The organism is Pseudomonas sp. GW821-FHT04C07 (assembly GCF_059420325.1).
The window spans coordinates 1-15,864 of the sequence record NZ_JBWKTM010000008.1 but is presented as its reverse complement, the minus strand read 5'-3'; the positions used below and the strand labels follow the sequence as shown (position 1 = coordinate 15,864).

The 15,864-nt window shown below is 59.3% G+C and carries 9 protein-coding genes; 5 read left to right on the top strand and 4 right to left on the bottom strand.

Going from position 1 to position 15,864, the window contains the following annotated elements; translation table 11 throughout:
- Window positions 1–48: 48 nt before the first annotated feature.
- Entirely contained in the window at window positions 49–2,988 is a 2,940-nt protein-coding gene (gene glnE / locus AC07UI_RS15865) for a bifunctional [glutamate--ammonia ligase]-adenylyl-L-tyrosine phosphorylase/[glutamate--ammonia-ligase] adenylyltransferase (protein ID WP_494993383.1), read from the bottom strand.
- Between the two features lie 383 nt (window positions 2,989–3,371).
- Here glnE and aceE point away from each other — a divergent pair, with 383 nt between their 5' ends.
- From aceE to msrA, 5 genes are all read left to right on the top strand, one after another.
- Window positions 3,372–6,017 carry a pyruvate dehydrogenase (acetyl-transferring), homodimeric type gene (gene aceE, locus AC07UI_RS15860; protein ID WP_494993382.1) on the top strand — a complete coding sequence of 882 codons (2,646 nt, stop codon included), beginning with the start codon at window positions 3,372–3,374 and terminating at the stop codon, window positions 6,015–6,017.
- Window positions 6,018–6,028: 11 nt separating this feature from the next.
- Window positions 6,029–7,975 carry a dihydrolipoyllysine-residue acetyltransferase gene (aceF, locus tag AC07UI_RS15855; RefSeq protein WP_494993381.1) on the top strand — a complete coding sequence of 649 codons (1,947 nt, stop codon included), beginning with the start codon at window positions 6,029–6,031 and terminating at the stop codon, window positions 7,973–7,975.
- 354 nt (window positions 7,976–8,329) lie between these two features.
- Window positions 8,330–9,724: an alkaline phosphatase D family protein gene (locus AC07UI_RS15850; RefSeq protein WP_494993380.1), complete on the top strand. Its 1,395-nt coding sequence runs from the start codon at window positions 8,330–8,332 to the stop codon at window positions 9,722–9,724.
- Window positions 9,725–9,941: 217 nt separating this feature from the next.
- Window positions 9,942–12,635, top strand: a complete 2,694-nt coding sequence (locus AC07UI_RS15845) for a sensor domain-containing phosphodiesterase (RefSeq protein ID WP_494993379.1) — start codon at window positions 9,942–9,944, stop codon at window positions 12,633–12,635.
- 76 nt (window positions 12,636–12,711) lie between these two features.
- The gene (gene msrA / locus AC07UI_RS15840; protein ID WP_494993378.1) at window positions 12,712–13,359 is read left to right on the top strand and encodes a peptide-methionine (S)-S-oxide reductase MsrA; all 648 of its coding nucleotides are present in this window, start codon (window positions 12,712–12,714) and stop codon (window positions 13,357–13,359) included.
- A 141-nt stretch (window positions 13,360–13,500) separates the two neighbouring features.
- Here msrA and AC07UI_RS15835 read toward each other — a convergent pair whose 3' ends face one another.
- From AC07UI_RS15835 to AC07UI_RS15825, 3 genes are all read right to left on the bottom strand, one after another.
- A complete protein-coding gene (locus AC07UI_RS15835; RefSeq protein ID WP_494993377.1) occupies window positions 13,501–14,337 on the bottom strand; it encodes a 23S rRNA (adenine(2030)-N(6))-methyltransferase RlmJ in 837 nt (278 codons plus the stop codon).
- A 154-nt stretch (window positions 14,338–14,491) separates the two neighbouring features.
- A complete protein-coding gene (locus tag AC07UI_RS15830; protein WP_494993376.1) occupies window positions 14,492–14,815 on the bottom strand; it encodes a hypothetical protein in 324 nt (107 codons plus the stop codon).
- Between the two features lie 545 nt (window positions 14,816–15,360).
- On the bottom strand, window positions 15,361–15,864 hold a 504-nt coding region (locus tag AC07UI_RS15825), incomplete at its 5' end, for an IS3 family transposase (protein ID WP_494993375.1).

Genomic DNA, 15,864 nt, shown 5'->3' with positions numbered 1-15,864 from the left:
GACGAGCCATCAGCGGCCCGCGGATACGTTCTATAGCTTTACTCAGTGCTAGCTCAACCCCAGTTCGGCCCAAATCCGCAGCACTTCCCGCCGTTCGGCCTCGAATTGATCACCGCCGATCACCCCGGCCTCATTCTGCAAAGCCTGACGGTGAGCGGCCGCACGGTAGGCCTTATAGGCCTCGCGCAACAGACTGGCATCAGTGGCAGGCATCAGCCCGACCTCCTCCAACCCTTCAAGAATGCGGATATTGTCGGTATAGCGCAGCAGCGACGGGTGCGCTTCGGACCACGCCAAAGCCGCGTATTGCACCATAAATTCAATATCGACGATACCTCCGGCGTCCTGCTTGAGATCGAAGGGCGAGGAGTCCTGAAAGGCATTTGCCGCAGTTCCGGCTGCTGTGGCTTTACTCCCCAGATTCTCGCGCATCTTGGCGCGCATCTCGCTGACTTCCTGACGCAGCCTGGGCAAATCACGCTTGCGCCCCAGCACCTGCGCCCGGACTTTCTCGAACGCCGCCCCGACCTGCTTGCAACCGACCAACACCCGCGCCCGCACCAACGCCTGATGTTCCCAGGTCCAGGCTTCATTCTGCTGATAACGCTCGAAAGCGCCAAGCGAACTGACCAACAGCCCCGAAGCACCGGACGGTCGCAGGCGCATATCCACCTCATACAGCTGGCCCGAGTTGGTCTGGGTAGTCAGCAAATGGATGATCCGCTGGCCCAGTCGGGTGAAGAACTGCGCACCATCGATGGGCTTGGCACCGTCGGTTTCCGCTTGCGGGTCGCCATCATGGATAAACACCAGGTCCAGGTCGGAACCATGTCCGAGTTCCAGGCCACCGACTTTCCCGTAACCCACAATAATGAAGCCCGGATCGCACAAGGTGCCATCCGCGCGCTGCGGCGAACCATATTTGCTCACAGTCTGACGCCAGGCCAGCGCCAGCACTTGTTCGAGAATCGCTTCGGCCAGCCAGGTCAGGTAGTCGCTGACTTTCATCAGCGGCAAGCTGCCGGCGATTTCCGACGCAGCCACCCGCAGGCGGTGAGCCAGCTTGAAGTGACGCAAGGCTTCCATCTGTTGTTCGAGATCATCTTCGGGGATTCGCGTCAGCCGTTCGCGCAATTCGGCGGCCAGTTCCGGCGCCAGGGGCGGCTTGAACAAACGACCTTCGTTGAGCAACTCGTCGAGTAACAGCGGGAAGCGGGTGATCTGTTCAGCGATCCATGGACTGGCCGCGCATAAGGTCAGCAGTCGGCGCAAGGCTCCCGGGTTTTCCGTGAGCAGCACCAGATAGGCAGAACGCCGCGCCACCGCTTCGACTAGCGGCAACACCCGCTCCAGCACCAGATCCGGACTGGCATGCTCCACGGCCTGAGCCAGCAAGCGCGGAATAAATGCATCGAGCCGCTCACGACCGAGGCGCTGCATGGCGCGCAATTGCGGGCTACCGCGCAGAGCGGCCAGAGCTTTCAACGCTTTCGGTGCATCGACGAAACCGCCTTCCTCCAATTGCCGGCAAGCGGCGTCTTCGTCCTGAGATTCTTCCCAGAGCGGTAGCCACTCACCACCGACCACCACTTGGCTTTCGTCACCCTCTTCTTCATCAGGGTCGGCGATCACCTGGCGGAAGTGCCAATCGACCCGGCCACGCCAATACATAAGTTGTTCATGGAACGCCGTCCAGTTGGCAAAGCCGAGCATGAAGGCAATTCGCGCCTGATCGCGCTCTCCGTCCGGGAGCATTTGCGTCTGACGGTCGGCAATCGCCTGGATCGCATGCTCGGTGTAACGCAGGAATTCATAGCCTTCGCGCAACTCGCTGATGACCGCAGGCGGCAAATAACCCTGTCCTTCCAGGGTACTCAGTACTTTTAATAGCGGACGCTGCTGCAAGCTCAGGTCGCGGCCACCGTGAATCAACTGGAACGCCTGGGCGATAAACTCGACCTCGCGAATCCCGCCGGAACCCAGCTTGATGTTCTCGGCCATGCCTTTGCGCCGGACTTCCTGCTGAATCAGCTGTTTCATGGTGCGCAGCGCTTCGATCGCGGAGAAGTCCAGGTAACGCCGATAAACGAATGGTCGTAACATCTCGAGCAATTGCGCACCGGCGACCTGATCCCCGGCCACCACCCGCGCCTTGATCATCGCGTAGCGTTCCCAGTCGCGGCCCTGATCCTGGTAGTACTGCTCCAGCGCGTTGAAGCTCAGCACCAGAGCGCCGGACGAACCGTACGGACGCAGGCGCATATCGACACGGAATACGAAACCGTCAACGGTCATCGGGTCCAGCGCCTTGATCAGCCGCTGACCAAGACGAATAAAGAACTCCTGATTATCCAGCGCACGCTTCACGCCGACCGTCTCGCCGCCTTCGGGGTAGGCGAAGATCAAATCGATATCAGAAGAAAGGTTGAGCTCCACGGCGCCGAGCTTGCCCATACCAAGGATGACCATCTGTTGCGGCTCGCCACTGCGTCGACCGGTCGGCGTGCCAAACTGTTGGCAATGGCGCAGATACAGCCATTGATAGGCCTGATCGATGCTGGCGTCAGCCAGGTCCGACAGATCGCGACAGGTTTGCACCAGATCCGCCTGGCGGTTCAGATCGCGCCAGATGATCCGCACCTGGTGCCGGGCACGCTGACGACGCAGGGCACGACCGAGCTCATCGTCGCTCTGTGCCAGTTGCACGGCGGCAGCGATCTGGCCACACAACTCGCCGGGGGCAAAGCTGCGGTCCAGTTCGCCAGAGCGCACCAGCTCGAGCAACATCAAAGGGTCACGCAGGCTCTGTTCAATGACAAAGTCGCTGGACGCAGTCACGCGGGCAAATGCCGCCCAGCGCTCAGGCGACCATGAGGACAAACCATGATCATCATCCAGAGCGGCGACGGCAGTGCGTAACGACTGCTCGGCACGGCTGACCAATGGAAGGAGAATGGCCGGCAGTTCGGCCAGCGTAGGCAGGCTCATGGTCTATCCTTGATCGGCGTATGAAAGTCCGATTGTAGTGATTTCAAGAAACACGCTACGTGAAGGACTGTCGAACAAAAGTTAGAAATAGCTGAAAAAACAATTTTCTTGGCAGTTAACATCAAGCTTCTACCTTTTCTTGTTCGATAAAGACCAACAATAACGATTATGCTCACCAGTCATAAGCCGCTTATCGGTCGATCTTCTGTAGTTTTACTACTGGTATATACATTCGAAAGGCTGAAATGGCCGACGATTTGTAGTAAAACTACACAACACCGGAGCAACCTTCCGGTAATCCAAGAATTTATGTCGTCTGCCCACAAGGCCAGTCGCAAACTCAGGCAACCGATTCTGGAAGCCTTTCCGCCCTGGAGCAAGCCATGCAAGACCTCGATCCCGTCGAAACCCAGGAATGGCTGGACGCCCTGGAATCGGTTCTCGACAAAGAAGGCGAAGACCGTGCTCACTATCTGATGACCCGTATGGGCGAACTCGCGACCCGCAGCGGCTCGCAACTGCCCTACGCCATCACCACGCCGTACCGCAACACGATCCCTGTTACCCACGAAGCACGCATGCCTGGCGACCTGTTCATGGAACGCCGCATTCGCTCGTTGGTACGCTGGAACGCGATGGCCATGGTGATGCGCACGAACCTGAAAGATTCTGACCTGGGCGGTCACATCTCCAGCTTCGCCTCCAGCGCAACCCTGTATGACATCGGCTTCAACTACTTCTTCCAGGCCCCGACCGACGAACATGGCGGCGACCTGATCTACTTCCAGGGTCACACTTCGCCAGGCGTTTACGCCCGTGCGTTCATGGAAGGCCGCATCACCGAAGACCAGATGGACAACTTCCGCCAGGAAGTCGACGGTCACGGCTTGTCGTCCTACCCGCACCCTTGGCTGATGCCTGACTTCTGGCAATTCCCGACGGTATCCATGGGTCTGGGCCCGATCCAGGCGATCTACCAGGCACGCTTCATGAAGTACCTGGAAGCCCGTGGCTTCATCCCTGAAGGCAAGCAAAAAGTCTGGTGCTTCCTGGGCGACGGCGAGTGTGACGAGCCGGAATCCCTGGGTGCCATCTCGCTGGCTGGCCGCGAGAAGCTGGACAACCTGATCTTCGTTATTAACTGCAACCTGCAGCGTCTCGACGGCCCGGTTCGCGGCAACGGCAAGATCATCCAGGAACTCGAAGGCGTGTTCCGCGGTGCTCAGTGGAACGTCAACAAGGTCATCTGGGGCCGTTTCTGGGACCCGCTGCTGGCCAAAGACGTCGACGGCATCCTGCAACGCCGGATGGACGAAGTCATCGACGGCGAGTACCAGAACTACAAAGCCAAAGACGGCGCGTTCGTGCGTGAACACTTCTTCAACTCGCCGGAACTCAAGGCGATGGTTGAAGACCTGTCCGACGACGAGATCTGGAAACTCAACCGTGGCGGCCACGACCCGTACAAGGTGTACGCGGCGTACCACGAAGCGGTCAACCACAAAGAACAACCGACCGTCATCCTGGCCAAGACCATCAAGGGTTATGGCACCGGTGCCGGCGAAGCGAAAAACACCGCGCACAACACCAAGAAGGTCGATGTCGAGAGCCTGAAGCTGTTCCGCGATCGTTTCGACATTCCGGTCAAAGACAACGAACTCGAAAACCTGCCGTTCTTCAAACCAGAAGAAGGCAGCGCCGAAGCCCGTTACCTGAGCGAGCGTCGCACCGCACTGGGCGGTTTCGTGCCTCAGCGTCGCGCCAAGAGCTTCAGCATTCCGACTCCGCCACTGGACACCCTCAAGGCTATCCTGGACGGTTCCGGCGACCGCGAAATCTCTACCACCATGGCCTTCGTGCGGATTCTTTCGCAGCTGGTCAAGGACAAGGAAATCGGTCCGCGCATCGTGCCGATCATCCCGGACGAAGCCCGTACCTTTGGTATGGAAGGCATGTTCCGTCAGCTGGGCATCTACTCCTCCGTCGGCCAGCTCTACGAGCCAGTCGATAAAGACCAGGTGATGTTCTACCGCGAAGACAAGAAAGGTCAGATTCTCGAGGAAGGCATCAACGAAGCGGGCGCCATGAGCTCCTTCATTGCCGCCGGTACTTCGTACAGCAGCCACAACCAGCCAATGCTGCCGTTCTACATCTTCTACTCGATGTTCGGCTTCCAGCGTATCGGTGACCTGGCCTGGGCCGCTGGCGACAGCCGTACCCGTGGCTTCCTGATCGGTGGCACCGCCGGCCGTACCACGCTCAACGGCGAAGGCCTGCAACACGAAGACGGTCACAGCCACATGCTGGCTGCGACCATCCCGAACTGCCGCACCTTTGATCCAACCTACGGCTACGAGCTGGCGGTGATCATCCAGGACGGCATGAAGAAGATGACCGAAGAGCAGCAGGACGTTTTCTACTACATCACCGTGATGAACGAAGCCTACACCCAGCCAGCCATGCCGGCCGGTGTCGAGGAAGGCATCATCAAGGGCATGTACCTGCTCGAGGAAGACACCCGCGAAGCGGCGCACCACGTACAGCTGATGGGCTCCGGCACCATCCTGCGTGAAGTCCGTGAAGCGGCGAAGATTTTGCGTGAAGAGTTCAACGTCGGCGCTGACGTGTGGAGCGTAACCAGCTTCAACGAACTGCGTCGCAACGGCCTGGCCGTGGAACGCAGCAACCGTCTGCACCCAGGTCAGAAGCCTCAGCTGAGCTACGTCGAAGAGTGCCTGAACGGCCGTCAAGGTCCGGTCATTGCCTCGACCGACTACATGAAACTGTTTGCTGAGCAAATTCGTCAGTGGGTCCCGTCCAAGGAATTCAAAGTCCTGGGCACCGACGGTTTCGGCCGCAGTGACAGCCGCAAGAAGCTGCGTCACTTCTTCGAAGTCGACCGTCATTTCGTGGTGTTGGCAGCCCTGGAAGCCTTGGCTGACCGTGGCGACATCGAACCTAAAGTGGTGGCTGAAGCCATCGCCAAGTTCGGTATCAACCCGGAAAAACGCAACCCACTGGACTGCTGAGGAGATTTTCTGTGAGCGAACTCATTCGCGTACCTGACATCGGCAGCGGTGAAGGTGAAGTAATTGAACTGATGGTCAAGGTCGGTGATCGCATCGAAGCTGACCAGAGCCTGCTGACACTTGAGTCGGACAAGGCGAGCATGGAGATTCCGGCCCCCAAGGCCGGTGTCATCAAGAGCCTGAAAGTGAAGCTGGGCGATCGCCTGAAAGAAGGCGACGAGCTGATGGAACTGGAAGTCGAAGGTGCCGCGGCGGCGCCAGCGGCTGCCGCGCCTGCTGCCAAGGCCGAAGAAAAACCGGCTGCCGCTCCTGCTCCTGCAACGGCTGCTGCTCCAGCGGCTGCAACCACTCAGCAAGTGCACGTGCCGGACATCGGTTCGTCGGGCAAGGCCCAGATCATTGAGATCCAGGTTAAGGTCGGCGACACCGTCGAGGCTGATCAATCACTGATCACCCTGGAATCCGACAAGGCCAGCATGGAAATCCCTTCGCCCGCCGCTGGCGTGGTCGAAAGCATCAGCGTCAAGCTCAACGACGAAGTCGGCACTGGCGACCTGATTCTGGCCCTGAAAGTGGCGGGTGCTGCGGCACCGGCTGCTGCCGTGCCAGCTCAGGCTGCTGCGCCGGCCGCCGCTGCTCCAGCGCCAGCCGCCGCGGCCCCAGCTGCACCGGTAGCTGACAGCGTCCAGGACATTCACGTCCCGGACATCGGTTCGTCAGGCAAGGCCAAGATCATCGAAGTCCTGGTCAAGGCCGGCGACACCGTTGAGGCCGATCAGTCGCTGATCACCCTGGAATCCGACAAGGCGAGCATGGAAATTCCATCGCCTGCCGCTGGCGTGGTGGAAAGCGTTTCCATCAAGCTGGACGACGAAGTCGGTACCGGCGACCTGATCCTCAAACTGAAAGTCAAAGGCGCCGCTCCCGCTGCTGCTCCAGCGCCTGCCGCTGCGGCACCGAGCGCTCCTGCGCAAGCGGCAGCTGCACCTGTTGCCGCCACTCCTGTTGCTGCACCTGCTGCTGCCCCGGCCAAGCCTGGCGCCAAGGTTCACGCAGGTCCTGCGGTGCGCCAACTGGCCCGTGAATTCGGCGTCGAGCTGGGTGCAGTCAGCCCAAGCGGCCCGCACGGCCGTGTGCTGAAAGAAGACGTGCAGGTTTACGTCAAAGCCATGATGCAGAAGGCCAAGCAAGCACCAGCTGCTGGCGGCGCAACTGGCGGCGCGGGCATTCCTCCGGTTCCGGTGGTCGACTTCAGCCGTTTCGGCGAAATCGAAGAAGTGCCGATGACTCGCCTGATGCAAATCGGCGCGTCGAGCCTGCATCGCAGCTGGCTGAACATTCCGCACGTGACCCAGTTTGACCAGGCGGATATCACCGAGCTGGAAGCGTTCCGTGTTGCTCAGAAAGCCGTCGCAGAAAAGGCCGGCGTCAAGCTGACCGTGCTGCCACTGCTGCTCAAGTCCTGCGCGCACCTGCTCAAGGAACTGCCGGACTTCAACAGTTCGCTGGCGCCAAGCGGCAAAGCGATCATCCGCAAGAAGTACGTCAATATCGGCTTCGCCGTCGACACTCCAGATGGCCTGCTGGTACCGGTCATCAAGGACGTCGACAAGAAGAGCTTGCTGCAACTGGCTGCCGAAGCTGCCGTACTGGCGGAGAAAGCCCGGACCAAGAAGCTCTCGGCTGACGACATGCAGGGTGCTTGCTTTACCATCTCCAGCCTCGGGCACATTGGCGGCACCGGCTTCACGCCGATCGTCAACGCGCCGGAAGTCGCGATCCTCGGTGTTTCCAAGGCAACCATCCAGCCGGTCTGGGACGGTAAAGCCTTCCAGCCGAAACTGATGCTGCCACTGTCGCTGTCCTATGATCACCGTGTGATCAACGGCGCCGCTGCTGCACGCTTCACCAAGCGTCTGAGCGACCTGTTGGGCGACATCCGCACCATCCTGCTGTAAGCCTCAAACCGGCTCTTCTGTCATGGGAGAGCCGGTTCAGCACTGTTTCCGAGCGCCACGCTCGTACCTCAACCCCGCCAATTTGGCGGGGCTTTTTTTGCCTGAGCTTTTTTGTCTGGATTGATCTCCAGCCCTTCCCGATCAAAGTCGAATGTTCTGACGAGCCTGACAACTTCTCGCCTACAGCACGTTACCGAGCTACGGACTTCATACGTCCCCAAAAACCACACGCTAAAGCTCGCGACTTGAACAACCTGCCCCCCTCGTGTCGTTAACCCTATCGATACAAAACCCAACCCTTTACTGCGCTGGCAATAACTATTTATTAAAAGCTTTTTTCGACAGGACTCGAGAATGATCAAACCCAGCGTTGGCCCGATCATTGGCCATACCACTGCCCATCATTCGCGCATATTGCTGCGTGCCATTTATAGTCGAGCGCCTCTGACCTTCGGCGGTATTCGCCATCGCCGGGCGGGAGAGCAGGCATGGTCGCAAGGCGCTTTCGTCTTGCTGGACAAGCTGCACGATATGACGGGCATCGTTGTACTCAAAGGGCTGGAAGCGGATACCCGATACGAGTATCAGGCGGGCTGGTTCACCACGGCTGACAGGGGTGAAACCGTGGAAACCGTCCACGATCTTGCGCTGCGATGGCCAGAGCGTATTTATACGTTTAACACCTGTTCGAACGATAAGGCCCTGCCACGTTCCTATATCCTTGGCTCCTGCCGTTACTTGCGCATGACGTTAGGCATACCCTCAGATCCCGAACTGGGTGACGGTATATTTGCAGCGATCAACGCTTTGGTACGAGACTCCAGGACCCCGGTCGACGGGATGCTGATGACAGGGGATCAGGTGTACGTCGATGATCTGAATATCGTCGCGCCGGACCGCGAATACGAAGACATTCTGCACAAGTACCGGACGGCATTCTCTCAGCCGCATATCCACCAGCTGATGGCCCATGTGCCGACGTACATGATTCTGGATGATCATGAAATCGAGGATAACTGGCCGGCCAGGGCCAGCAGCGGTGACCAGGCGCTGTTCAACAGTGCCATCCGCGCCTATGAGCTCTACCAGTGCAGCCACAGCCCGGCCCACGCGCTTTTGCCTTCAGGGCAGCTGGAGCGCAGTATTCCTCACTACTGGTATCAGTTCGCTCATGGAGATATTGAATGGTTCGTGCTGGATACCCGGACCCGGCGCACTCTTGCCAAAGAAGACCGACGCATTCTCGACAGTGAACAGGAACACGCGCTGCTCGACTGGCTTGTCACCAGCAACGCGAGGGTCAAGTTGGTGGTCAGCAGCGTCATGTTCTACCCGGACCGCAAGAACGATGACGGTGATGCCTGGAAATCTTTCCCGGCGCAGCGCGACCGGATCCTTGAATCCATCCGCAGCAACAAGGTCAAGAATGTGATCTTTATCGCCGGCGATGTACACGGCTCGCTGACCAGCCAACTGACCCACTGCGAAGACCCGGACTTCATGGTCCACACCATCGTTTCCTCACCGCTGTGCAACAGCAAGCTGCTGCCCTATGCCAACGCCGGCAGCTTCATCCTGGACCAACCGCTCGCCGGCCTTGGCCACGGCAGCTATCACCAGAAACTCACCAGCCCCGTGGTCAGCCAGGACAATTTCGCGCGCATGACCATCGATACCGAGCGCATCAACGTCGATTACTACGACAAACAAGGCACCCTCCTGCAATCAGTGGGTATTGCCCTGCGCTGATACCCAAGGCGCTGTGTCTATGGGGCAGGTGTACGCTGTCCCATGAACATCAGTTTGCGTGTCACCTGCAGAAATCCTCCACCGTGCCGACACATTCTTATAGCACTTAGCCTTCATCTCACTTGTCAGTCTGTGCCGCATGATGCAACCTTGCCGCAGGCAACAGTAAAGAGGGCGCGAGCCCGGCGCGATCAGCATTTTCGAAGCGAGTTTCCCCATGAAAAGCCAACCCGATGCCACCAGCCGTATGGTGGCCGAGGTAGTGACGCAGTTGCCTGTGCCCTCGCGGCTCGGCATGCTGCGTTTCGAGCGGCTGAATGAGGCTAGCTGGGCGCTGCTGTTCCTTGATCCCAATTGCGAACGTCAATTCGGTCTGGCTGCCGTCGAGCTCTGCGCACTCGTGGGTTCGCCCTATGCCAGCCTGATGGAGCCTGAAGCGCGCTATCAACTGCATGACGCGATTCAGCAGCAATTGACCGCAAGCCCGCATTACCTGATCCGCTATACGCTGCACACTAGCCAAGGGCCTTTGAGCCTGCTGGAACTCGGGGAGGCCTACAAACAACACAATCGGCACCTGCTACGTGGCTACCTGCTGGTGGTCGGGGGCCTGTTCAACGACGACCCGCAACAGCCAGTGCTGGATCTGGAGACTCAGAACACCCGCCTGCAGATTGCCCTGGAACTCAACCAGCGAGCGCAGCAGGAACAGCTCCAGCACCTGGAGCGGGTTCGTGCCCAGCAGGACCTGATTCTGCTCCTGGCTCGCCAGCGCTACAGCACCAACAATTCCCTGCAAGAAGCCGCCGAATTGATCACCCGCAGCGCCTGCGACATCTACGAGGTCGATAGTGCAAGCATCTGGAATCTCGTAGACCAGCATCTGGTGCCGATTTCTGCGTACAACCGAGGCTCCCGGGAATACCGGATGCCAGACGTCATCGATGCGAGCGGTTTCCCCGGCTATCTGGAAGCCCTGCACACCAGCCGGGCGATCGACGCCCATAACGTCATGCACGATTCACGCACCCGGGAAATGGCCGAGAGCCTGCGGCCGCGCAACGTCCACGCCTTGCTCGACGCCAGCATTCGTGTCGACGGCCAGGTAGTCGGCGTGCTCTGCCTTGAGCAGACCGGCATGACCCGCGCCTGGCAGTCGGATGAGATTGCCTTCGCCGGCGAGTTGGCCGATCAGTTCGCCCAGGTCATCAACAACCACAACCGACGCACCGCCACCAGCGCCCTGCACCTGTTCCAGAGGGCTGTCGAGCAAAGCGCCAACGCCTTTCTGCTGGTCAATTGCGAAGGCGTGGTGGAATACGTCAACCCGAGTTTTACCGCGATCACCCAGTACAGCACCGAAGAAGTCCACGGCCACAAGCTGTCGGAACTGCCGGCACTGGAAAACCTCAGCGAATTGCTGTTCGACGCACCGTCGAGCCTGGCCAAGAGCAACAGCTGGCAGGGCGAGTTCAAGAGCCGGCGTAAAAACCTCGAACCCTACTGGGGCCAGCTGTCGATATCCAAGGTCTACGGTGACAATCGAGAGCTGACGCATTACATCGGCATCTACGAAGACATCACCCAGAACAAGCTCGCCCAACAGCGCATCGAGCGCCTGGCCTACACCGACAACCTGACCAACCTGGGCAACCGCCCGGCGTTCATCCGCAACCTCGACGAGCGCTTTGCCCGCGACAGCGACACCCCGATCAGCCTGCTGCTGGTGGACATCGACAATTTCAAGCGGATCAACGACAGCCTCGGCCACCAGACCGGTGACAAACTGCTGATCAGCCTCGCCCGACGGCTGCGTAACAGCCTGAGCCCGAGCGGCAGCCTGGCGCGTTTCGCCAGTAACGAATTCGCCGTGCTGCTCGACGACACCGACCTTGAGGCCGGCCAGCAAGTCGCCAGCCAGTTGCTGATGACACTGGACAAGCCGATGTTCGTCGACAACCAGTTGATCAGCGTCACCGGCTCCGTGGGCCTGGCCTGCGCGCCGCTGCATGGCCGCGACCCGCAAACCCTGATGCGCAACGCCGGGCTCGCTTTGCACAAGGCCAAAGCCAACGGCAAGCATCAGGTTCAAGTGTTCACCGAAGCGCTGAACGCCGAAGCCAGCTACAAACTTTTCGTCGAAAACAACCTGCGCCGCGCCCTGACCCAGAACGAGCTGGAAGTGTTCTATCAGCCCAAGCTCTGCCTGCGCAGTGGCCGTTTACTGGGGATGGAAGCCTTGCTGCGCTGGAACCATCCGGAAAAGGGCATGATCCGTCCGGACCAGTTCATCAGCGTCGCCGAAGAAACCGGGCTGATCATTCCCATTGGAAAATGGGTCGCCCGTCAGGCCTGTTGCATGAGCAAGCAACTGAGCGCCGCCGGCCTGGGCGATCTGCAAGTGGCGATCAACCTGTCGCCCAAGCAGTTTTCCGACCCGGACCTGGTGGCGTCCATCGCCGGCATCCTCAAGGAAGAACAGCTGCCCGCCTCCCTGCTGGAGCTGGAACTGACCGAAGGCCTGCTGCTGGAAGCTACCGAAGACACTCACTTGCAGCTCGACCAACTGAAACGCCTGGGCCTGACCTTGGCCATGGACGACTTTGGCACCGGTTATTCATCCCTGAGCTACCTGAAAAAATTCCCGATCGATATCATCAAGATCGATCGCAGCTTCATTCATGAAATCCCGGATAACCAGGACGACATGGAAATCACCTCCGCGGTGATCGCCATGGCCCACAACCTGAAACTCAAAGTGGTCGCCGAAGGCATCGAGACTTCCGAGCAGTTGGCGTTCCTGCGCCGCCACCGCTGCGACGTCGGCCAGGGTTACCTGTTCGACCGACCGATCCCGGGCTCAGAGCTGATCGAAAAGCTTAAACGCTACCCGCGTGGCCCAATCGCCTGACAGCGCTGTAACACTCGGGCAAACTGTCAGTCTATCTACCACAGCTCATCCCAACCTGACTGAGAGGACTTGAACCATGGTCTTGCGCTCGGAAATTCTGGTGAACAAAAAAGTGCTACCTACTAAAGAACAAGCTCTGCCTGGTCGCGAAACCCCGATGACCGTGCCAGCCGAACACTTCGTCAACGGCCACCCGCTGCTCGGCCCATTCCCGGGTACGGTGGACTTCGCAATCTTCGGCCTGGGTTGCTTCTGGGGCGCGGAACGTCGCTTCTGGCAACGCGAAGGCGTGTACAGCACGGCCGTGGGCTACGCTGGCGGCTTCACGCCGAACCCGACCTACGAAGAAGTCTGCTCGGGCCTGACCGGTCACAGCGAAGTCGTGCTGGTGGTCTACGAGCCGGAGATCGTCAGCTATGAAGCGTTGCTGGCATTGTTCTGGGAGCTGCATGACCCGACCCAGGGCATGCGCCAAGGCAACGATATCGGCACTCAATACCGCTCGGTAATCTACGCCACCAAGCCGGAACAATTAGAAGCGGCCAGGAAAAGCGGACAGGTGTACCAGGCTGCGCTGACCAAGGCGGGCATGGGCACCATCACCACGGAAATAGAGCAAGCCCCGACTTTCTACTACGCCGAGGCCTATCACCAGCAGTACCTGGCGAAGAATCCCGAGGGCTACTGCGGGATCCGCGGCACGGGCGTGACCTGCCCGATCTGATCGGATGACTGATCGTTGATCGTTCCCACGCGCAGCAAAGGAATGCAGCCTGTGACGCTCTGCGTCACGTCTTCATACGGACGCAGAGCGTCCATTGAGGCGTTCCCACGCAGAGCATGGGAACGATCACCCAAACGCGGCTTATTCGGCGATCAACCAATCCATCTGCCAGCCACCCTGAGTCTGCCCCAGCTTCTTCGACAGCCATGGCAGCAACTCACGCAACTCCTCCTCCAGCCCCCACGGCGGATTGGCAATCGCCAGCCCGGAGCCGTTCAGGCTATTGGGCGTATCCAGTGGATGCACCAGCAACTCCACCCGCAACAGCTTCGGTGCACCGGTGCCCGCCAGGTCCTGATAGAACCGACGCAACATCCGTTGATCCTTCACCGGATACCAGATCGCCGCCACCGTCTGACGCATCCGGCCAATCGCCTCTTTCAACGACGCTGCACAGCGCTGCATCTCATCGAGCTGTTCGAACGGCGGATCGATCAACATCAACGCCCGCTTCTCCGCCACCGGCAACAACGCCCGCGGCACATGCCAGCCTTCGCCCAGGTGCACCGCAACGCGGCGATCACCCTTCATGTTGTCCTTGAGCAAACGCCCGTCTTCCGGATGCTTCTCGTTGAGCAACACCCGATCCTGAGCACGGGTCAAACGTCGCGCCAGCTCCGGCGAGCCCGGGTAATAGCGTAACTCGCCATCCGGGTTCATCTCATGCAGCGCCTGCATGTAATCAGCAGTCAGCAGCGGCAGATCCGGCTCGTTCCACAACCGGGCGATACCCTCCAGATACTCGCCGGTGCGGCTGGCCTCGTCGCCCTTGAGGTCATACAGACCAATCCCGGCGTGAGTATCGAGATAGGCAAACGGCTGCTCCTTGCGCGACATCAAGGCAATGAGGCGGGTCAAGGTCAGGTGTTTGAAGACGTCGGCGTGGTTGCCGGCGTGGAAGGCGTGGCGATAGTTCATGGTTGCTCCTGCGCAGGAGACGAAGTTTACCTTGTACAGCGCGGGACGTCAGGGGTTCACAGCCAAGCGGACAGGCGCCGTTTACCTGTAGCAGCTGGCAAAGCCTGCGATCTTCCGATCGCTCCCACGCTCTGCGTGGGAACGATCATCAGCGTTATTTCGAAACCTGCGCCTGCAACCGCCGCCCGATCACATCCAGCAAATCACACCCATCGCGCAACGCAATGGCGCACAACCGTGCAAAGTCATACAGGATCACCGCATCGCTATGAATCTCCTCGCGCATCGCCAGGCTCTCCATCACCTGAGTGACCGCCCGAATGCGGTGATCGGCAGCCTCCAGTAACACATCGAGGGGAGCTTGAGTGTCGACAAACAGAGCCGGGATATCGCAATCGTTGCTGGTGAGGGCCATGAAGCGATTGGTGGCCTGGGTGGTATCAGTGGAAAAGGGTGGATCGGGGGTAAGTGTTGTCATGGGTCTGATTCCTAACGTATGGGTCGGAGCCGCCAACAATCACTTCCACGCGATTAAGGTGGCGGCTGTACGCAGGTGTGGAAGACCAGGACGTTAGGCACCCGGCGCACTCAAGGGTGCCCCGCGCACAGCCACCATAAAACACAGACGATAAAAACGCCGGACAGGTGGCGCTTTGTGCGCCTAACGATATAAAGGCTTCCACACCCTGTCACTGAATTTGCAGTGACACCCAAAGGCTATCGATGAAGTCAGGGTCTCGCCAGTTCACACAAACCACCACAACCTGCAGGAAATCTCCGACGAGATCGCCCTGAAACGTCGCCACTCGCCCCAACGCCATCACGGGCAATGACTAGCCGCCCCCTTTTCCTACAGAGCCACACGCAACTCGACAAATCAGGCCGGCCGGTAGGCCGCCTCGACCCGCTCTGGCTTTTGACCCACCCGCCCCTTCGGAAGGCCGAGTGGAGGTGTTCATCAGGGGACTGGCGCGCAGCGCCGTTCGGCGCAGCCGAACCCATCGCATGGAGGTCGTGCAGTGGTCAACTAATTCCGGACACCTCAATAGGTGGTTTCGACGCCATTGCCCGTTCGTAAACGGTCGGTGGCAGATATCCCAGTTTTGAGTGCAGCCGCTCGTTGTTGTAAAACCCAACGATGTATTCAGTGATGTCACGTATCGCTTCGGCGTGGTTGGCGTAATCGCGCCGCCATACCCGCTCCATTTTCAAACTCAGGAAGAAGCGCTCCATCACTGAGTTGTCCCAACAATTACCTTTACGGCTCATACTTTGCTGCATGTTATTTCTTGCCAGCAGCGCCCTGTAGCTCGCGCTAGCGTACTGGCTACCGCGATCCGAGTGAGCGATCAGACCAGGTGGCGGTTGACGCTGAGCAACTGCCAGTTGCATTGCACTACACACCAGCTCGGCAGGCATGTTCGGGGCCATGGACCAACCCACGATCTTACGTGAGAACAAGTCCAGTACCACGGCCAGGTACAGCCAGCCGCTACGGGTCCGGATATAGGTAATGTCCGCCACCCA